The following is a 19,186-nucleotide window of genomic DNA, read 5'->3' as shown; positions in this document are numbered from 1 at the left end:
AATCACCCGAGTTTCTCGCGCGCCAGCGCAGCACCCGCGCCGAGCGTTACCAGCTTGGCTTCCGCGATCTCCCGCCGCATCGGCGCCATGCCGCAATTGGTGGTGGCGATAATGTTGCTCTTGGGGACGAATTTCGACACCGCCTCGATCACCTTCACGACGTCGTCGGCGCTCTCCACCGTGTCGCTGGCGACGTCGATCACGCCGGCCTGCACGATCTTGGTCTTGAGCAGCGCCAGCAGGTCGAGCGGCACCTTCGAATTGCGGCACTCGATCGCGACCTGCTGGATCGGGCTGGCGTCGATCGCCGGGAAGATCTGCTCATACTGCCGCCATTGGCTGCCGAGCGTCTCCTTCCAGTCGGTGTTGGCCTTGATGCCGTAACCGTAGCAGATGTGCACGGCGGTGGCGCAGGAGAGGCCCTGCGCCGCGCGCTCCAGCGCCTTGATGCCCCAGTCGTTGACCTCGTCCATATAGACGTTAAAGGCGGGCTCGTCGAACTGCACGAGATCGACGCCGTCGGCCTGTAGCGCCTTGGCCTCCTCGTTTAGCAGCTCGGCGAAGGCGAACGCCATCTTGACGCGGTCGCCGTAATAACGGTCCGCAATCGTGTCGATGATGGTCATCGGCCCGGGCAGGGTGAATTTCAGCTTCTTTTTCGTGTGCGAACGCGCGACCCGCGCCTCGTCGGCATGAACGCGGCCCTTGAGCCGGAGCGGGGCGACCACCTGCGGCACCATCGCCTTGTAGCGATCCTTGCGGATGCCCATCTCGACCTTGTGGGCGAAGTCGATGCCTTCGATCTTCTCCAGGAAGCCGTGCACGAAATGCTGGCGGGCCTGCTCGCCCTCGGTGACGATGTCGATGCCGGCGTCCTCCTGGATCTTCAGCCAGATCAGTGTCGCGTCGCGCTTGGCGCGCAAGAGCTCTTCGCCCTGCGACTTCCAGGGCGCCCAGAGCATGTTGGGCTCGGCGAGCCATTCCGGCTTCGGCAAGGAGCCGGCGATCGTGGTTGGAAACAGCATGGCGGCCTCCCGGCGGGTTGTGTTGCGCCCCTTCCTGCCATGTCTTAACGTCGAGGTACAGAACGACAAAAGTCGTCAAACCCGCGCCGCCGGACCGGAAACGCCATGATCGAATTCTTCTTCGACTGTTCCAGCCCCTGGACCTATCTCGCCTTCCACAACATCCAGCCGCTCGCGAAGGAGCTCGGCGCGGAGATCATCTGGCGGCCGATCCTGGTGGGCGGCATCTTCAACACCGTCAACCCGAGTGTCTATGCGCAGCGGGAGAAGCCGGTGCCGCTGAAGGCGCGCTACATGAAAAAGGACCTCGCCGACTGGGCCCGCTCGGCTGGCCTGTCGATCAAGATGCCGCCGACGGTGTTTCCGGTGAACAGCGTCAAGGCGATGCGTGGCTGCATCTGGCTGGGCAAGGACATGGTGCCGTTCGCGACCGCCGTGTTCGAGGCCTACTGGGGCGAGGACAAGGACATCTCGCAGGACGCGGTGCTCGCCGACATCTGCAGGAAGGTGGGAATCGACGAACAGAAATTCTTCGCCGGCATCGCAGAGCAGGGCATCAAGGACCAGCTCAAGGCGAATACGGAGGAGGTCGTCGCGCGTGGCGGTTTCGGCTCGCCGACCATCTTCGTGGGCAAGACCGACATGTACTTTGGCAACGACCGCCTGCCGCTGATCCGCGAGGCGCTGCAGCGTCAAAAGGCGAGTGCGGCCTGATGGTGCGGGCTGTCGTCTGCCGCGAACTCGGGGCGCCCGAGACGTTGCGGCTGGAGCAGTTTCCGTCGCCGCCGCTTGGGCACGGCGAGGTGCGCGTTGCGATCCGCGCCGCCGGGCTGAATTTTCCCGACGTGCTGATGGCGGCGGGCGAATATCAGCTCAAGCCAGAGCTGCCGTTCACGCCCGGCATGGAAGCAGCCGGGGATGTCATCGAAGTGGGGGCGGAGGCGAGGGGCGTTGCCGTCGGCGACAAAGTCATCGCGAAGATGCGCCACGGCGCCTTCACCGATGAGGCGGTGGTGACGCCATCTCAGCTCACACCTAAGCCGTCCACTTTCGACTATGCGGAGGCTGCGACCTATCTCGCCGGTCACGGCACGGCCTATCATGCACTGATCGATCGCGGCCGGGTCGCGCCGGGTGAGGTGCTGCTGGTGCATGGCGCCGGCGGCGGCGTCGGCCTTGCCGCCGTCGAGATCGGCAAGATGCTGGGCGCGACCGTGATCGCGACCGCCTCCAGCGACGAGAAGCTTGCGATCGCAAAGGCGCGCGGCGCCGATCATCTCGTCCGCTACGATCGCGAGCCGTTTCGCGATGCCGTCAAGCGCATCACCGATGGCCGCGGCGCGGATGTCGTGTTCGATCCCGTCGGCGGCCAGGTTTTCGAGGATTCGATGCGCTGCATCGCCTGGGGCGCGCGGCTTCTGGTGATCGGCTTCACCGGCGGCATCGGTTCGGCCAAGACCAATCTGCTGCTGATCAAGGGCGCCAGCGTGTTGGGGGTGCGTGCCGGCGAGGCCGTGCGAAGAAATCCCGCGCTCGGCGAAGTGCGCCTGAAGGCGCTGCTGCAATGGGCGGAGGAAGGCAAGCTGCGCCCGAACGTCTCGCACCGCCTGCCGCTGGAAGACTATGCGAAGGCGATGCGGCTGCTGATCGACCGCAAGGCGATCGGACGCGTGGCGCTGGTGATGGATTGACGGTGTTGTAGGTGCCGTAGGGTGGGCAAAGCGAAGCGTGCCCACCATTCTGGTTTCGGTTGCTGGTAGATGCTGGGCACGGCGCAAGAGCGCCTTTGCCCACCCTACGAGAGCCTCACTTATACTCCCGCTCGGTCCACCACGGGAAATAGTCCGGCATATCGCTGGACACCTTGTTCTTGAACTGCGCCGGACGCTTCTCCAGGAACGACACCACGCCTTCCTTCACGTCCTCCGAGCGGCCGCGGGCATAGATGCCGCGGCTGTCGATCTTGTGGGCCTCCATCGGATCGTCCGCGCCCATCATGCGCCACATCATCTGGCGGATCAGGGCGATCGAGACCGGCGCAGTCTTGGCGGCAAATTCCTTGGCAAGTGCGCGCGCGGTTGGCAGGAGATCATCCGGCGCGACGACCTTGCTGACGAGACGGCCGGAGAGCGCTTCTTGCGCCGGGAAGACGCGGCCCGAATAGCACCATTCCAGCGCCTGCGAGATCCCGACGATGCGCGGCAGGAACCAGCTCGAGGCGGCCTCCGGCACGATGCCGCGCTGGGAGAACACGAATCCGAAGCGCGCGGCATCCGAGGCGATGCGGATGTCCATGGCGAGCAGCATGGTGACGCCGATGCCGACCGCGGGGCCGTTTACCGCGGCAATCACCGGCTTCAGGCACTTGAAGATGCGCAAGGTCACCTGACCCCCACCGTCGCGCACCTGCGGATCGCTATAATCGACCTTGCCGTCGGCGAAGCGCTTCACTGGCCCGCGGCGCGCGTCGCGGTCGAACGTGTCGGCGCCGGACGAAAGATCGGCGCCCGCGCAAAAGCCGCGGCCCGCGCCGGTGACGATGATGGCGCGAACATTGTCGTCCTTGTCGGCGGCGTCGAACGCGTCGATCAGCTCTGCTTGCATCTGCGCGTTGAAGGCGTTGAGCTTGTCGGGCCGGTTCAGCGTGATGGTGAGGATCTGCTCGGCGACCTCGTATTTGATCGTCTTATACGCCATGGTGGTTTCCTTCCGTTGTTCTTTTCGCTGCGCAGATGGCAGAGGGCTTGAGTTTTTTTACCCTCCCCTGGAGGGGGAGGGTCGATCGCGCGTAGCGCGAGCGGGGTGGGGTGATCTCTCCTCTCGGGCACTGTCGGACGCGGAGAGACCGTCACCCCACCCCGTCTCACATGTCGCTTCGCTCAATGTGAGCCGACCCTCCCCCTCCAGGGGAGGGTAAGCAAGAGAGGCTCCGCATGCTGCCCGTCCCAAGTCATTCGGGCTTGCGCCTAAAGGGCGCGGGATGAGGAGAGCGTCTTACCGCCCCGGCGGACTTGGCCAGGGCCGCTGCGCCCCGCGCAGACCCTCAAAGGCCTTGGCGATGCCGAGCACGCCGATATCGTCGAAGCGGCGGCCGACGATCTGCACGCCGATGGGAAAACCCTTGGCATCGAAGCCGCCGTTGATGGAGATCGCAGGGTTCTCCGACATATTCCACGGCACGGTATAGGCGATGTGCTCGAACGGCTTCATGGGATCGTTGGTGGGCGAGGCCCATTCCGCCGGGTAGTTCACGTTCGGGGCGGTCGGCGAGATCACATAGTCGATCTCGCAAAATAGTTTTCCTGCTGCCGCGCGGATCGCCATGGTCTGGTTGAAGCCGCGGATGACGTCGACGCCCGACAGCTTTGCGCCGGACTCGCCCCATTTGAAAATGTATGGCAGCACCTTGGCCTGCTCGGCCGGCGTCAGCTTGGATAGATCGTCCCACATCCGTGCACGCCAGAAATTGTCGAGGCCGTCGAGCATCTCGCGCGTGAGGATGCCGTCGACCTCGGTGACGACGGCGCCGGCGGATTCGAACGCCTTGGCCGCCTTCACGGCGACCTCGCGCACCGGCTTGTCCAGCGGCATGCCTACGCCGGGATCGAGCATCAAGCCGATGCGCAGTTTGCGCGGAGACTTCTCCAGCCCCTTCCAGTTGAGGGGCTCGGCCGGCAGGCTCATGCCGTCGCGCCGGTCGGGCTTTGCAATCGCGCTCATCATCAGCGCGCAATCATCGACCGTGCGGGTCATCGGTCCGGCAACGCGGCCGACATAGGTGGGGTCGATCGGCACGCGGCCGAAGCTCGGCTTCAGCCCGACGAGGCCGCACCAACCCGCGGGCAGGCGCACCGAGCCGCCGATATCGGTGCCGAGATGCAACGGACCATAGCCGGCTGCCGCGGCAGCACCGGCGCCAGCGCTGGAGCCGCCGGGGTTCTTGGAGAGGTCCCAGGGATTGCGCGCGAGCGCGTGAAAGCTGGAGAGACCGGAGGACAGCATGCCGTAATCGGGCATGGTGGTCTTGGCGAAGATGATCGCGCCGGCCTCGCGCAGCCGCGCGGCGGGCGGTGCGTCCTTCTCGGCCGGCACCAGCTTGACGCTGGCAGCCCCCAGCGGCACCGGCACGCCCTTGGTCGCGATATTGTCCTTCACCGTGACAGGCACGCCGTCGAGCGCGCCAGACGGCTCGCCGCCGGTCCAGCGCGCGGTCGAGGCCTTCGCGGCCTCGCGCGCGCCGTCGGGGTCGAATGCATAGAGCGCTTTCAGATGCGGTTCCCACGCCGCGACGTGCGCAAGCACGTCCTCCAGCACCTCGCTCGGCGAGAACTGCTTGGCGCGATAGCCCGCGATCAGATCGACCGCGGACAGATCATGCAGCGAGGTGACCGTCTCTTCGGCGCTCTTTTTATGCATGGCTACCCACCGGCATGCGGGTCTCGATGATGCGGGCGAACATGCTGGCGCCGATCGGCAGGATCTTGTCGTCGAGCACGAAGCCGGGATTGTGCACGGGCACCGAGCCGTCGTGGCCAACCCAGAAATAGGCGCCGGGAATGGTCTGCAGCATGTCGGCAAAATCCTCGCTGCCCATCTTCGGCTGGGCGCGGGTGATCACATTGGCGGGATCGACCACTGTGCGCGCGACCTCCTCGACCACCTTGGACTGCTCGACCTGGTTGATCAGGACGCCAAAAGTGTCGCGGATGTCGGCTTCGATCGTGCACTGGAACGCAGCTGCTATGCCGGCACAGATCGTGCGGATGCGCTCGCTGATCAGGGCGCGAACTTCGTCCGAGAAGGTGCGGATGGTGCCGCAGAGATGCGCTTCGCCGGGGATGATGTTGTAGGCGGAGCCGGCATGGATCTGGGTGATCGAAATGACGGCGGACTGCAGCGGCTCGACGTTGCGGCTGACGATGGTTTGGATCGCCTGCGCCAGCGTGGTCGCGATGATCACCGCGTCCTTGGAGCGCTCGGGCATCGCGCCATGCGCGCCGTAGCCGGTGATGCGGAGGTCGAAGAAGTCGGCGCTGGCCATCGCCGGGCCTGGCAGGATTGCGATCTCGCCGTGGTTGAGGTCAGGCGCGTTGTGCAGGCCGTAGAGCTCGTCGCAGGGGAATTTCTCGAACAGGCCGTCCTTGATCATCGCGCGGGCGCCGCCAAGGCCTTCTTCGGCCGGCTGGAAGATCAAATGCACGGTGCCGTCGAAATTCCGGGTCTCGGCGAGATAGCGCGCGGTGCCGAGCAGCATGGTGGTGTGGCCGTCATGACCGCAGCCGTGGAAGCGGCCAGGGATCTTCGAGCTCCATTTCAGATTGGTGTTCTCCTCCATCGGCAGCGCGTCCATGTCGGCGCGCAGGCCGATGCGCTTGCCGCTTGTCCCCTTGCCTTTGATGACGCCGATCACGCCGGTGCCGCCGAGGCCGCGATGCACCTCGATGCCCCAGCTCTTCAGCTTGTCGGCGACGATGCCGGAGGTGCGCACTTCCTCGAAGCCGATCTCGGGATGGGCGTGGAGGTCGCGCCTGATAGCAGTGAGTTCGTCGGCATAGCCGTCGATGCGGTCGATCGTGGGCATGTGTCCTGTCCGGTTAGCGTGATGGGGGATGGAAGGCGGGGCCGTTCGGCTTGATGCGGATGCCCGGCCGCAGGCGCGTCCAGGGCAGGGTGGCGGTGTCGGCCGGCATCGCGCCGGGGGCGGCGCAGATCAGCAGCTTCGCCGCGATCGGCTCGAAATCGGCGCGGAAGTGCACCGAGCTCTTGTTGACCAGGATCTTCTGCGCGGTCGGCTCGATGCCGACATAGCGGTACATTGCCTGGTCGGCGAGCTGCGCCTTGTGCGAAGAGACGACGACGCGGACGTCGCCGATGCGCAGGCACGCGGAGGCACCCATCTCCATCTCGCGGCCGCCATAATAAGGGCCGGGCGCGATGAAGCGGCCGTCGGAGAGCTTTTCGACGACGAAGGTCTCGCGATAGGGCTCGTCGCCGGGGATGCCGGATTTGCCGCCGAGCGACAGCGTCACGGTGGCGCCGACGCCGGCTGCATGCGCCGCCTTGGCCGAGACCGGATCGTAGATCGCCCCCGTCGCGGCACTCGCTCTGTTGCGCACCAGCGCGCGCAGCATGCCTGTCGTGTCGGAATCCCCGCCGGCGCCCGGATTGTCCTGGGTGTCGGCGATGATGATCGGCTTGCTCGCGCTCTTGGAAAGCTCCATCGCGTGGCGCACGCCGTCGTCGGGTGACCAGATCTTGCCGTCGAAATCGTCCTCGTGGCTTTCGATCAGCTTGACGATCGCATCAGCCGCGCGATCGGCGTCGGCTTGCGTCTTGCCATAGGCAAACACGCTCGGTCCGCAATCGCGGAAATCGGCCGCGGGGAAGCCCGGTGCGAAGGAGAGCGTCGGAACCGCATCGCTTTCCAGCGCGGCGAGCTTTTCGTAGATGCCTTGGGTGGGCTGGTCGTTGGTGCACTGCCAGCTGATCGGGATCAGGAACGGCAATTGCCGGAACGCCTTTGCGAAGCGCTGCTTCGACTTCAGCAGCAGCGCGAGATGCCTTGAGCAGGCGCGCCCGGTCGCGGCCATGTCGACATGGGGATAGGTGCGGTAGGCGATCAGCGCGTCGGCATGCTCGATCATCTCGGGCGTGACGTTGGCGTGCAGGTCGAGGCTGGTGACGAGTGGAACATCCTTGCCGATGACGCGGCGCACGCGCGCCAAAATCTCGCCTTCGCCGTCGTCGAGGTGCTCGGTCACCATCGCCCCGTGCAGGTCGAGATAAACGGCATCGAGCGGACCGGCGGCTGCGATGCCGTCGACCATCACCTTCACGATGCGTTCGAAAGCATCCTTGGTGACATGCGCCGACGGGCTTGCACCGCAGGCGATCGTTGGAATGAGTTCCCAATCATTCGCTTCCGCGCTGTCGACGAAGCCCGCGAGACCGACATTGATGCGCCGCATCACCTTCAGCACGTCGGCGCCTTGCGTCATCGCCGGCCAGCCGCCGCCATGCTGAAAGTCCGCGAACGTCGCCTTCGTCGGAGCGAAGGTGTTGGTCTCGTGCAGGAAGCCGCCGACGGCGATACGTGTCATTACTCAGTCCAGGCCATTGAAAGTGCGCGACGTTAGCCTTCGACGTTAGCCTTGGCCCCGCGGCGAGAGCAAGGTGCGAAGCAATCGCGCCATGCATAGGGTCAGATCGTTTTGGGAATGCTGCGGATGCGGTGGGTGTTGTGAGAGGAGCCATCTGCCATACCTCCGGTGTCGTCCTGGCGAAGGCCAGGACCCATACCGCGAGGTCTATCTGTGGTGTGCGCTGTTAGTCCCGAGCGATGAGTCTTCGCCAAACTTCTCGCGGGGTAATGGGTCCTGGCCTTCGCCAGGACGACAGCGGAGAGATTTTTACGCGCTCGCCCCCACACCCTCCGACACCGGCCGGAAGTTCGCAAAGTCCCAGTCGCGCCCCGGAGCTGCATCCAGCAGCGCCTTAGTGTAGGCCTCCTTCGGGTGCGTCAGCACTTCGGCGGCGGGGCCCTGTTCGACGACGCGGCCGTGCTGCATCACCACGACCTCGTCGCAGATCTGCGCCGCGACGCGCAAATCATGAGTGATGAACAGGATCGCAATGCCGAGCCGCTTCTGGATCTCGTCCAGCAGTTCCAGCACCTGCGCCTGCACGGAGACGTCGAGGGCGGAGACGGCTTCGTCCGCGACCAGCACGTCCGGATCGAGCGCGAGCGCGCGGGCAATGGCGATGCGCTGGCGCTGGCCGCCCGAGAACTGATGCGGATAGCGCGACACCGCATCTGCGGGCAGGCCGACCAGCTCGAGCAGCTCGCGCGCGCGCTTCATGGCATCGGCGTGTGCGACGCCGTAATTGATCGGGCCTTCGGCGATGCTCTCGCCGACGGTGACGCGCGGATTGAGCGAGCGGTAGGGATCCTGGAACACGATCTGGATCTTCTGCCGGTGCGGCTGGAGCAGGCGGCGCGAAATGTCGGCGATCTCGCGGCCGGCGAGGCGCACGCCGCCGGAGGTCGGATCGATCAGGCGGACGATGCAGCGCGCGACCGTCGACTTGCCCGAGCCGCTCTCGCCGACGATGCCGAGCGTGCGGCCCTTGCGCAGCGTCAGCGTCACCTTGTCGGCGGCGACGACCTCGCGGCCTTTGCCGAAGAAGGCGCGCTCCTTGTAGACCTTGCTGAGGTCGTTGGCCTCCAGCACCACCGGCTCGCGGGTCTCCTCGCGCGGCGACCGCGGCACCAGGCTCGGCACCGAGGCGAGCAGGTTCCGGGTGTACTCCATGGTTGGATTGCGCAGCACGGTCTCGAGCGGACCTGTCTCGACCAGGCGGCCCTGCCGCATCACCGCGACGCGGTCGGCGATCTCCGCGACCACGCCCATGTCGTGGGTGATGAACAGCACCGCCGTGCCGTGATCGCGCTGGAGATCGCGGATCAGGGTCAAAATCTGCTTCTGCGTGGTGACGTCGAGCGCAGTGGTCGGCTCGTCCGCGATCAGGAGTTTTGGTTCGAGCACCAGGGCCATCGCTATCATGATGCGCTGGCGCTGGCCGCCGGACAGGCGGTGCGGGTAGGAGGCGAAGATGCGCTCGACCTGCGGCAGGCGCACCTGCTCCATCATGTCGAGGATGCGCTTCTTCCGTGTTTTGGCGTCGAGATTGGTATGGGCGCGCAGGACTTCGTCGATCTGGCGGCCGACCGGCACGACTGGATTGAGCGCGGTCATCGGCTCCTGAAAAATCATCGCCATCTGCGTGGCGCGGAGCTGGCGCAGGCGGCGGTCGGTCGCGGTGAGCAGCTCCTCGCCGACCAGCTTGACGCTGCCGCCGGTCGGCACCAGCGTGCCCTTGGGCAAGAGGCCCATCGTGGTCAGGGAGGTCACCGACTTGCCCGAGCCGCTTTCGCCGACGAGGCACAGCGTCTCGCGCTCGCGCACCTGGATCGAGATGCCGTCAATGATCTTCGGCCCGCCCGGCTTCTTGCCGACGGAGACGACGAGATTGTTGATGTCGAGGATGGTGTTGGTCATCAGGTCACTCCATCGTCATTGCGAGGAGCCCGCGACAAAATTGCAAAGCAATTTTGCGCTGGCGACGAAGCAATCCAGAATCTTTCCGCGAAGGCAGACTGGATTGCTTCGCTTCGCTCGCAATGACGAAACAAGGGGATGGGCCGGCGAAACAAATCACTTCCCCTCCCGCTGCTTCATGCGCGGATCGAGGGCGTCGCGGGCGGCATCGCCGATCAGATTGATGCTGAGGATGGCGATCGAGAGCAGCAGGCCCGGCCAGAAGATCAGCGACGGCTTGAGCTGGAAGTACTGGCGGCCCTCGGCCATGATGTTGCCCCAGGTCGGCGTCTCCGGCGAGATGCCGGCGCCGAGGAAGGAGAGAATGGCCTCGGTCAGGATCGCGGAGGCGCAGACATAGGTGCCCTGGACGATCAGCGGCGCGATCGTGTTCGGCATCAGATGTCGCCACATGATCTTCGGCAGGCTGGAGCCGACCGAGATCGCCGCCTCGACGTAAGGCTCCTCGCGCGCCGACAGCACCACCGAGCGCACCAGGCGTGCCACGCGCGGGATCTCCGGAATGGTGATCGCGATCAGCACGGTCCAGAGGCTGGCACCGGAGAGGGACACCACGGCGATCGCGAGCAGGATGCTCGGCATCGCCATCAGGCCGTCCATGATTCGCATCATCACGGCATCGACCAGCTTGAAGAAGCCGGAGACGAGACCGATCGCAAGGCCAATGGCGACGGAGAGAATCGCCGAACCGATGCCGATCAGGAGCGAGATGCGGCCGCCATAGATGACACGCGACAAGAGATCGCGTCCGTAGGCGTCGGTGCCGAGCAGGAACTGCGCCGACGACGGCTTGAGCCGCTGCGACGGCGCGAGCTGGATCGGATCATGCGGCGCGATCAGCGGCGCCACGATCGAGATCACCACGACCAGCGCGAGGCAGACCGTGGCCGTCGCGATGATCGGCGTCGAGGTGAGGAATCCGAACCGCGGCCGCAGCGGCGACGTGATCGGAATGGACGACTGGGGGAGGCTATCAACCGACATTCTTGTTCTTACCCTTGCCTCAGTACCGGATCCGGGGATCGAGCAGCGTATAGGCGACGTCGATCAGGAGATTGACGACGACATAGATCAGCGACGTCAGCAGGATCATCGCCTGGATCACCGGATAGTCGCGCGCCAGCACCGCGTCCACGGTGAGGCGGCCGATGCCGGGGATGTTGAACACGCTCTCGGTGACGACCACGCCGGAGATCAGAAGCGCGAATCCGGTGCCGATGACGGTGATCACGGGCACCGCCGCGTTGCGCAGCGCATGCCGCATCATTACTGCGACCTCGTTGATGCCCTTGGCGCGTGCAGTGCGGACGTAATCTTCGCCGAGCACGTCGAGCATCGCTGCGCGCGTCATGCGCGCGATCAGCGCGATGTAGATGAAGGAGAGCGCGCAAGTCGGCAGGATGATACGCTCGAAGAACGGCCCGAAACCATTCGAGATGCTCTTGAAGCCCTGCACCGGCACCCAGCGCAAATCGATCGCGAAGATTTCGATCAGGACATAGCCGACCACGAACACCGGCACGGAAAAGCCGAGCACGGACAGGCCCATCACGAAGCGGTCGATCCAGGTGCCGTGCTTCCACGCCGCGATCACGCCGAGCGGGACGGCGACGATGACGGCGAGGATGATGGTCGACAGCGCGATCGAGATCGACGGCTCGACGCGCTGGCCGATCATTTTCATCACCGGCAGGTTGGAGATCAGCGAGGTCCCGAGATCGCCGTGCAGCAGCTTGTTCACCCAGGTGACGAACTGCACGATCAAGGGCTCGTTGAGGCCGAGCGAGGTGCGGATGCGCTCCAGCCGCTCCGGCGTCGCATTGTCGCCGGCGAGAATGGCGGCGGGATCGCCGGGGGTGAGGCGAAGCAGCAGGAAGACGAACAGCGCGACGACGCCCATCACGGGCACGGCGGCGAAGATTCGGCGAACGAGATATCCGAGCAAGTTGGATCCGTCAGATTAGAGTCAAATCGTGGCAGGGTCTTTGGCAAGCCTGCCATCAGCCTAACATTTCAGCAATTCCCGTGCCATGCGGGCCACAGCTTTTGCAGTGCGGCCAGTCGTTTCGAGCGCCCCTTTCACCTCAGGCGTCATTCCGGGTTCGGTCCTTTGGGCCGCCCCGGAATGACGGGCTCAAAAATCACTCCAGCGTTGCCAGCAGCCCCGCCATCAGCCGGCCGCGTTCGGCCAGGCTTTCGACCTCGATATATTCTTCGAGCGTGTGGCCGTTGCCACCACGCACGCCCAGGCCGTCGAGCGTCGGGATCCCCATTGCGCCGGTGAAGTTGCCGTCGGAGCCGCCGCCGGCGCTCGCATGCGGCAGTTCGGCCCCGAGCGACTTGGCGATGCCGCGGGCTTTTTCATACAACGCCATGGTCCCGGCGTCCGGTTCCCACACCGGGCGCGTCACGCCGCGGGTGACCTTGAAGGTGACATCATTGGTTGTGCCTGACAGCGCCAGCATCCTCTCGACGCCGCGATCGAGATCGGCCTGGCGCTTGGCCATCGACAGCGCCTCGCCTGTGGCGGTCGTGGCAACGCAATTGACCCATTGTCCGCCATGCACGACGCCGACCGAGAAGGTGCAGTCGTCCGTGGTCATCGCGTCGATCGCGAGGATCTGCCGGGCCATCTCGCGGATCGCCGAGCGTCCCGCCGACAGTGTCGCACCGGCGTGACTCGGTCGTCCCGTCGCCTCGAGATTGAAACGCGCGATGGCGTAACGTCCGGTGGTGACGCCGTTGTCGGCGCGGCCGGGCTCGGGCACCAGCACGTATTTGTTGCGCGCGGCCTCCGCCTCGATGATGTCGCGGGTCGAGGGCGTGCCGACTTCCTCGTCCGGCGTGAACAGCACGGTGATCGGCAGCGGCGTGGTGAAGGCGGCGCGCGCCAGCTGCCGGATCGCTTCCAGCGAGAGATAGTTGCCGCCCTTCATGTCGTAGATGCCGGGGCCATAGCATCTATTGCCCTCGCGCCGCCATTTCAGCTTCTCGATGGTGCCGACCGGGTGGACGGTATCCATGTGCCCGGCGATCAGGATGCCGGGCTCGCCCTGCTTCGGATGGGGAAAGCGCGCGCGGATCACGTCGCCAAAGCCCTGGCGGCCGGCGATGCGTTCGATCGTCGCACCCATGATCGCCATATCCCGCGCTGCGAAATCGAGCATGCGATTCACGGCGCCTGCGTCCCAGGTCGGGCTCTCACATTCCACCCAGCCGCGCAGGCCCTGGAGCATCGCCTCGGAATCGAAAGGAAGATTGGCTGGATTCATCTCAATGTCTCTCAAGCTTCGAAAGATGGAACGCGCATTGCATTGGCGCGGGGCACGACAGGCAGAGAGTGTTGTAGAGCCAAACCGATCCTTGTGGAGCCCGTGCACACGCCGCGAGGGCTTGCAGCGAAACCGGATTGACGCGCTCGGCACGGTCTGCAAGTCTCGAAAAGATAAAGGCATTGCATGAGGTTAGTTCGCCCAAAGAACGAACCGGATGCTCAACCAATAATCTGCCTTTGAACAGTTTCACGTCAGGAGAAACTTTCCATGTTCAACTTCATGCGCCGGGGGTCTCGCGCGTTTGCCTCCAAACTTGCGCTGTCAGTCGTCGCGCTGTCCACGGCGATGGCCTCGCCGGTGTTTGCCGCCGGCAAGACCATCACCGCGGTGATGCATTCGGATCTGCGCATCATCGATCCGATCTTCACCACGGCCTACATTACGCGTGACCATGGCTACATGGTTTACGACACGCTGGTGGCCACCGATTCGAACTTCAAGATCCAGCCGCAGATGGCGGACTGGAAGGTCTCCGACGACAAGCTCACCTACACCTTCACGCTGCGCGACGGCCTGAAGTGGCATGACGGTGCGCCGGTCACGGCGGAGGATTGCGTCGCCTCGCTGAAGCGTTGGGCCGCGGTCGACGGCATGGGCCAGAAGCTCATGGACTTCACCGCGAGCATCGAGGCGACGGACGCCAAGACCATCACGCTGAAGCTGAAGGAGCCCTACGGCCTCGTGCTCGATTCGATCGGCAAGCCGTCCTCGCGCGTCGCCTTCATGATGCCGAAGCGCCTCGCCGAAACGCCGCCGGACAAGCAGATCCCGGAGCAGATCGGCTCGGGTCCCTTCAAGTTCGTGCAGTCGGAATTCCAGCCGGGCGTGAAGGCGGTCTACGTCAAGAACACCGATTACGTGCCGCGCAAGGAGCCTGCGAGCTGGACCTCCGGCGGCAAGGTGGTGAAGGTCGACCGCGTCGAATGGATCACCATGCCGGACTCCCAGACCGCGGTGAACGCGCTGCAGTCGGGCGACATCGATTTCATGGAAAATCTGCCCTACGACATGCTGCCGATACTGGAGGCGAACAAGGAGCTCACGCTCGAAGTCTCGAACAAGTTCGGCTTTCAGACGCTCGGCCGGATGAACTTCCTTCATCCGCCGTTCGATAACGTGAAGGTGCGCCGGGCTGCCTTGCTGGCGATAAACCAGAAGGACGTGCTCGACGCGCTGGTCGGAAACCCGAAGTACCAGAAGATCTGTGGCGCGTTCTTCGTGTGCGATACGCCGCTCGCGACCGAGGTCGGCGGGGAAACCCTGGTGAAGGGCAATGGCATGGCGGAAGCCAAGAAGGCGCTCGCCGAGTCCGGCTATGACGGTACCCCGGTCGTGATCATGGCCCCTGGCGATGTCACGACGCTGAAGGCGCAGCCGATCGTTGCGGCCCAATTGTTGCGCGAAGCCGGCTTCAAGGTCGACTTGCAGGCGACCGACTGGCAGACCGTGGTGAGCCGTCGCGCCAGCCAGAAGCCGCCGAAGGAGGGCGGCTGGAACATGTTCTTCACCAACTGGGTCGCGGCCGACGTCTCCAACCCGATCGCCAATCTCTCGATCGGCGGCCAGGGCAAGAAGGGCGGCTGGTTCGGCTGGGCGGAAGACGCCAAGATCGAGCAGCTCAAGGACGCCTTCGTCCGCGCGCCCTCGATCGACGAGCAGAAGAAGATCGCCGCCGACATCCAGAAGGAAGCCTATGAGCAGGTGATCTACATTCCGCTGGGGCAATATCTGCTGCCGAGCGGCTGGCGCAAATCGCTGAGCGGCGTGCTCGACGGCCCCGCGACGCCGCTGTTCTGGAACATTGACAAGTCGGAGTAGGGGCAGGCCAGACCACGCGCCTTTCGTCTCCTTCACCACGCGGCGCCGCTGTCATCAGCGGCGCCGTTGCCTTTTGTCGACCTTGCGTTGGCTGAGAGGCCGGAGCTTTTTAACCGTTCCAGTTTTCAATTGTTGCTATTTGTTTCTGTCCTGAAATAGATGTGTCGTCCTCGCGCATCGCTTTTCCTTCTTTCATTTGATTCCCGTGCCGCTCGATTTTGCATTCCAGGCGATGGCCGAACGGTCCGATCGTGCGCCGGCGCGATGGCGCCGGCCTTTCCTGCACTGGCTGGACGCGGTCGAGACAGGATGGGCCGTGCCGCTTCTCATCGCCTGCTTTGTCGCGATCTGGACGCTTTATCTCGTCATCGCGTACGCCGGCGGCGGCCTGCATCCCGATACGCTCGAAGCGTGGACCCTGGGTCGGCATTTCGCCTGGGGTTATCACAAGCATCCGCCATTGACCGGCTGGGTTGCCGCTAGCTGGACCTTCGTCTTCCCGCTCAGCGACTGGTCGCTGCAATTGATGGCGATGGCCAACGCCGGGCTTGCGCTGTATTTCGTGGACCTCATCGCGCGGCAGTTCGTAAGCGGGCACAAGCGCGTCCTGGTGCTGCTGCTCCTGATGCTGACGCCGGCCTATCAATTCCATGCCCAGCGCTTCAATGCCAATGCCGTGCTGCTCGCGGTCTGGCCGCTGGCGACCTGGTGCTTCCTGCGCGCGTTCGAGACGCGCTCCGCGTCGTGGGCGGTCGCGGTGGGGTGCACGACGGCGCTGGCAATGCTCGGCAAATATTATTCGATCTTTCTCGTCGCGAGCTTCGCGTTTGCCGCGCTGGCGCACCCGGCGCGGCGCGCCTATTTCACCTCCGCTTCGCCCTGGATCTCGGCGGTGGTCGGGCTCGCGGCGCTGTCGCCGCACGTCGTGTGGCTCGCGGCCACGGGGGCGTCGACTTTCACCTATGCGCTGGCCCATGCCAACGGCAATGCCTTAAGCTCGCTCGGCGAGGCCAGGAATTTCCTGCTCGGGCTGGCGGCGGCCATGAGCGTGTCGGCCGTGCTATGGGTCTTGATCGCGGGCACGCGGCTGAAGCAATTTCCGGCCGACTTCGCTGCAATGAGCCCGGGTCTGCGGCTCCTGTTCTACGTTGCCATGGGCACGATCACGTTGCCGGTGCTGACATCGCTCGTGATGGGCACTGATCTGCCGTCGCTGTGGGCATTGCAGGGGGTGTTCCTGTTCGCCGTCCTCGTGGTTTGCGGCGCGCGCTATCCGATCGAGCGCTTCTACACCGTCAACCTCACCGTGACCGTGGCTGGCGTCGCGCTCGTTGCGGTCATGGTCGTAGCGCCGATCCATGCCGTCTATCGCAACGATCACGGTTACGAAGAAGGCCGGAATTTCTACGCGCAGGTGGCCGGCGAATTGACGCGCGAATGGCGCGAGTTGGCCGGCACGCCGCTCAGCGCCGTGAGCGGTGATGATTCGCTGGCCTTCGCGACGGCGTTCTACAGCCCCGACCATCCGCATTGTGCACGGCCGTTCGAGCATCAAAACTCCTGGGGCTTGCCGCGCAAGGCGACGCTGGACCGCGGCTGGGCCGCGCTCTGTTTTCGTGGCCAGGACTATTGTGGCAGGTGGATGGGATGGGTGTCCTCGAAAGCCGGACACGTCGTCAGGCGCGAGTTCACCGTGCAGGCAACTCTGTGGGGGCGGCCCGGCCTGTCGCGGAAGGTGGTCGTGCTGATGGTGCCGCCGCGAGGAAGCGGGGCGGCGCCCGAGAGCGCTGCTGAGGATTTCAGCGCCAGCAGGCGGGCGGCCGAATAGATTTCGTGATCAGCAATGGCTGTCGCGTACCTGCTCGAGCCCCTCGCTCGCCAAAGGCGTCGTGAGCGTGGCCTGCTCAGCGTCCGGCTCCGAACGCTCCTGTTTCTGCCGTTTCGCCTCGCGGTTTTCGCGGTGTTCCAGTTCCATTAACGTGGCCTCTCGAATTGCTGCAGGACAACATCGAGAGGGACGGGAAGTTCCTCACGCGATGGGGCGATGATGCGGCTTGAACAGCCGTCCCTTTTCCACCGCCAGTACGATCGCAAGCGCTGCGAGCGTCGACAGGAAGAAGTCGATCGTGAACGGCAGCAGCGTGCCGTCGAAGCTTCGCCCGATCAGGGAGTCACGCATGCAAGCGAGGTACTTTTTGCGCCGTGGGGAATGACCAACGATTGACCTTCAATTGCTTTCGCGAAGGCAATCGCAAGAGCTGCAACGGCTACACCAGCGAAGATGTCCACAAAGTAGTGTCCACCCCACAAGGGCGTTGCTGCCAGCATTGCAACGCACATCATTAAAGCCCATGGACGCATCCACCACACGCCCCACCACGCCCACAGCGCGAGCAGAGCCGCAGCAGCATGGAAGCTGGGAAAGGTCACGATGCCGCCGATCTGCGAGATGTTCAGAACCTGTAGGCTGCTGCTTCTCACCACGGGCAGGCGATCGAGCTGGATGAGATAGCCGCTAGCCTTGAAGGTCGCGAACTCGGTTGGCAAATTGTATTGCTGATAGGTGCCGATGGCCGGTATCAGCGCAGAAATCAAAGCCACCGCACAAAGGGTGAGCAACGTCGCCATCGTGAACTGTTGCAATCGAACGTGGTTGTTCGTCAGTCCGAGAACGATGGGAACCGCGATCGGCGGCAAACCGATTGCACCATAGGACAAGCATGCATACGGCAGCAGCGCAGGCCAGGCTGTCATGAGCCGGTAATAGACAGTCCAATCCAGTCCGAAGAATTTGTCCCAGGAGTCGAGCATGGCATCCTGCAATGGCAAATTTGCAGATGCTGCGACGTAGGTCAGGACGGCCCCGAGCATGGACACGAGGCCTAACTGGGCGATCGAAATAAGAACGTACGCAATGCGCACGGCGCGTACTCGTGACAACAAGACGTGACCCGCCGCCGTGAGACCTGCAACCGTCGCTATGCCTCCCAACAACTCGCCTTCGAGGGCCATCGAGAGTTTCAGCAAGGCAAGGGACACACCGACGAATAGCGCCAGAATTGTAATAGTGATCCAGTTCAGCAGGTAGAGACCACAGGCTTCCACTGCTTCTGAACTCGTTTGCGCTCCGGCGGATTGGGCGGGACTGTTTCTCACGTAAGCACGAACGGTCATGCGCCGCCATTTCCTGCATTTTCCGGGAAATATATGGCAACACAACCTTTAATATATCAACAACCTGCCGACGTCGTTAGGCGATGGAACAACCCTCATTCCTAATCGAATCTCTACGAGAGCAGGATCCATTCCGGCAAAATTGAAATAAAGACATCGCATAATCTCAAGATTAGGGCGCGTACTCATCTGTGGACGCCCCGCCGGATGCAAGCGGTATTTTAGAGGAAGATTGGCACGTAGTCGGATGCTGCCATCTGTCCGGCCTCTGATGCAGCGATGGAGCTGCGGGCCTGTATGGGAGTTCGCGGACCGGAACCAAATCATAAATGCGTGCTCCAGGCACGATGAGTACATCTGGTTCTTCCAGCCCCGTCTCGCCGACTGTTGCGCCATACTCTCCTTCGACCGACTGCACCTGTGACGACCTCAGGCCCGCCAGGCTCACGCCTTGGCGGCGACCGGAGCTCTGTAGTTTTCCTGCTTTACAAGTAGCGCCCAGACGATCCGCGCCATCTTGTTGGCGAGCGCCACCGTTACCAGCATGCGCGGTTTGCGAGCCAGCATCTGTTCGAGCCACGACCCCTTTGGCGCGCCCCGTTTGCTTGCCTGCTGCACTACGGCGCTGCTGCCGATGATGAGGAGGCGCCTGAGCGTGCGTTCGCCCATTTTGGATGTCGCGCCGAGCTTCTGCTTGCCGCCCGTAGATCTTTGA

Annotated in this window: 15 protein-coding genes and 2 pseudogenes; 4 read left to right on the top strand and 13 right to left on the bottom strand. The window is 64.1% G+C overall.

Going from position 1 to position 19,186, the window contains the following annotated elements; genetic code table 11:
- Positions 1 to 2 precede the first annotated feature (2 nt).
- Entirely contained in the window at positions 3 to 1,025 is a 1,023-nt protein-coding gene (locus BLV07_RS20390) for a methionine synthase (protein WP_091888861.1), read from the bottom strand.
- Between the two features lie 105 nt (positions 1,026 to 1,130).
- On the opposite strand from BLV07_RS20390, the gene BLV07_RS20385 reads away from it, so the two are divergent.
- Positions 1,131 to 1,739, top strand: coding sequence for a 2-hydroxychromene-2-carboxylate isomerase (locus BLV07_RS20385; RefSeq protein ID WP_091888859.1), 609 nt, complete (start codon positions 1,131 to 1,133; stop codon positions 1,737 to 1,739).
- The gene (locus BLV07_RS20380; protein ID WP_091888857.1) at positions 1,739 to 2,716 is read left to right on the top strand and encodes an NADPH:quinone oxidoreductase family protein; all 978 of its coding nucleotides are present in this window, start codon (positions 1,739 to 1,741) and stop codon (positions 2,714 to 2,716) included. Before BLV07_RS20385 ends, BLV07_RS20380 begins: the two co-directional genes overlap by 1 nt.
- A gap of 115 nt (positions 2,717 to 2,831) precedes the next feature.
- Here the strand turns inward: BLV07_RS20380 and BLV07_RS20375 are convergent, their stop codons facing one another.
- The 8 genes from BLV07_RS20375 to BLV07_RS20335 form a co-directional block, all read right to left on the bottom strand.
- Positions 2,832 to 3,722: a crotonase/enoyl-CoA hydratase family protein gene (locus BLV07_RS20375; RefSeq protein ID WP_091888855.1), complete on the bottom strand. Its 891-nt coding sequence runs from the start codon at positions 3,720 to 3,722 to the stop codon at positions 2,832 to 2,834.
- 297 nt (positions 3,723 to 4,019) lie between these two features.
- On the bottom strand, positions 4,020 to 5,441 hold the full coding sequence (locus BLV07_RS20365) for an amidase (RefSeq protein ID WP_091888852.1): 1,422 nt from the start codon (positions 5,439 to 5,441) through the stop codon (positions 4,020 to 4,022).
- Complete coding sequence (locus tag BLV07_RS20360) at positions 5,434 to 6,606, bottom strand: M20 aminoacylase family protein (RefSeq protein ID WP_091888850.1); 1,173 nt, start codon at positions 6,604 to 6,606, stop codon at positions 5,434 to 5,436. The genes BLV07_RS20365 and BLV07_RS20360 overlap by 8 nt, the downstream gene beginning before the upstream one ends.
- Positions 6,607 to 6,619: 13 nt before the next feature.
- Positions 6,620 to 8,125 carry a M81 family metallopeptidase gene (locus tag BLV07_RS20355; protein ID WP_091888848.1) on the bottom strand — a complete coding sequence of 502 codons (1,506 nt, stop codon included), beginning with the start codon at positions 8,123 to 8,125 and terminating at the stop codon, positions 6,620 to 6,622.
- A gap of 309 nt (positions 8,126 to 8,434) precedes the next feature.
- Positions 8,435 to 10,084, bottom strand: a complete 1,650-nt coding sequence (locus BLV07_RS20350) for an ABC transporter ATP-binding protein (protein ID WP_091888845.1) — start codon at positions 10,082 to 10,084, stop codon at positions 8,435 to 8,437.
- Positions 10,085 to 10,240: 156 nt separating this feature from the next.
- Positions 10,241 to 11,128, bottom strand: coding sequence for an ABC transporter permease (locus BLV07_RS20345; protein WP_091888843.1), 888 nt, complete (start codon positions 11,126 to 11,128; stop codon positions 10,241 to 10,243).
- A gap of 19 nt (positions 11,129 to 11,147) precedes the next feature.
- Complete coding sequence (locus BLV07_RS20340) at positions 11,148 to 12,089, bottom strand: ABC transporter permease (protein ID WP_164934790.1); 942 nt, start codon at positions 12,087 to 12,089, stop codon at positions 11,148 to 11,150.
- Positions 12,090 to 12,285: 196 nt separating this feature from the next.
- Positions 12,286 to 13,416 (bottom strand): M20/M25/M40 family metallo-hydrolase, encoded by a 1,131-nt coding sequence (locus BLV07_RS20335; protein WP_091888842.1) that lies wholly within the window; start codon positions 13,414 to 13,416, stop codon positions 12,286 to 12,288.
- Positions 13,417 to 13,686: 270 nt separating this feature from the next.
- On the opposite strand from BLV07_RS20335, the gene BLV07_RS20330 reads away from it, so the two are divergent.
- Both BLV07_RS20330 and BLV07_RS20325 read left to right on the top strand, forming a co-directional pair.
- Positions 13,687 to 15,297, top strand: coding sequence for an ABC transporter substrate-binding protein (locus BLV07_RS20330; RefSeq protein WP_091888840.1), 1,611 nt, complete (start codon positions 13,687 to 13,689; stop codon positions 15,295 to 15,297).
- 232 nt (positions 15,298 to 15,529) lie between these two features.
- On the top strand, positions 15,530 to 17,125 hold the full coding sequence (locus BLV07_RS20325; protein ID WP_176945656.1) for a glycosyltransferase family 39 protein: 1,596 nt from the start codon (positions 15,530 to 15,532) through the stop codon (positions 17,123 to 17,125).
- Between the two features lie 9 nt (positions 17,126 to 17,134).
- Here the strand turns inward: BLV07_RS20325 and BLV07_RS47670 are convergent, their stop codons facing one another.
- The 4 genes and pseudogenes from BLV07_RS47670 to BLV07_RS20315 all read right to left on the bottom strand — a co-directional run.
- The gene (locus tag BLV07_RS47670; protein ID WP_176945655.1) at positions 17,135 to 17,272 is read right to left on the bottom strand and encodes a hypothetical protein; all 138 of its coding nucleotides are present in this window, start codon (positions 17,270 to 17,272) and stop codon (positions 17,135 to 17,137) included.
- 54 nt (positions 17,273 to 17,326) lie between these two features.
- Positions 17,327 to 17,461: pseudogene (locus BLV07_RS46350) on the bottom strand (MFS transporter); the annotation flags it as partial.
- Positions 17,461 to 18,471 carry a phosphatase PAP2 family protein gene (locus BLV07_RS20320; RefSeq protein ID WP_091888836.1) on the bottom strand — a complete coding sequence of 337 codons (1,011 nt, stop codon included), beginning with the start codon at positions 18,469 to 18,471 and terminating at the stop codon, positions 17,461 to 17,463. The pseudogene BLV07_RS46350 and the gene BLV07_RS20320, both read right to left, overlap by 1 nt.
- 444 nt (positions 18,472 to 18,915) lie before the next feature.
- Positions 18,916 to 19,186 (bottom strand): annotated as a pseudogene (locus BLV07_RS20315) (IS110 family transposase); the annotation flags it as partial.

This window comes from Bradyrhizobium sp. Rc2d (assembly GCF_900099855.1).
In the GTDB taxonomy this organism is placed as follows: domain Bacteria; phylum Pseudomonadota; class Alphaproteobacteria; order Rhizobiales; family Xanthobacteraceae; genus Bradyrhizobium.
Note: the sequence above shows the minus strand (reverse complement) of the source record. Positions and strands in the feature narration are given on the sequence as shown.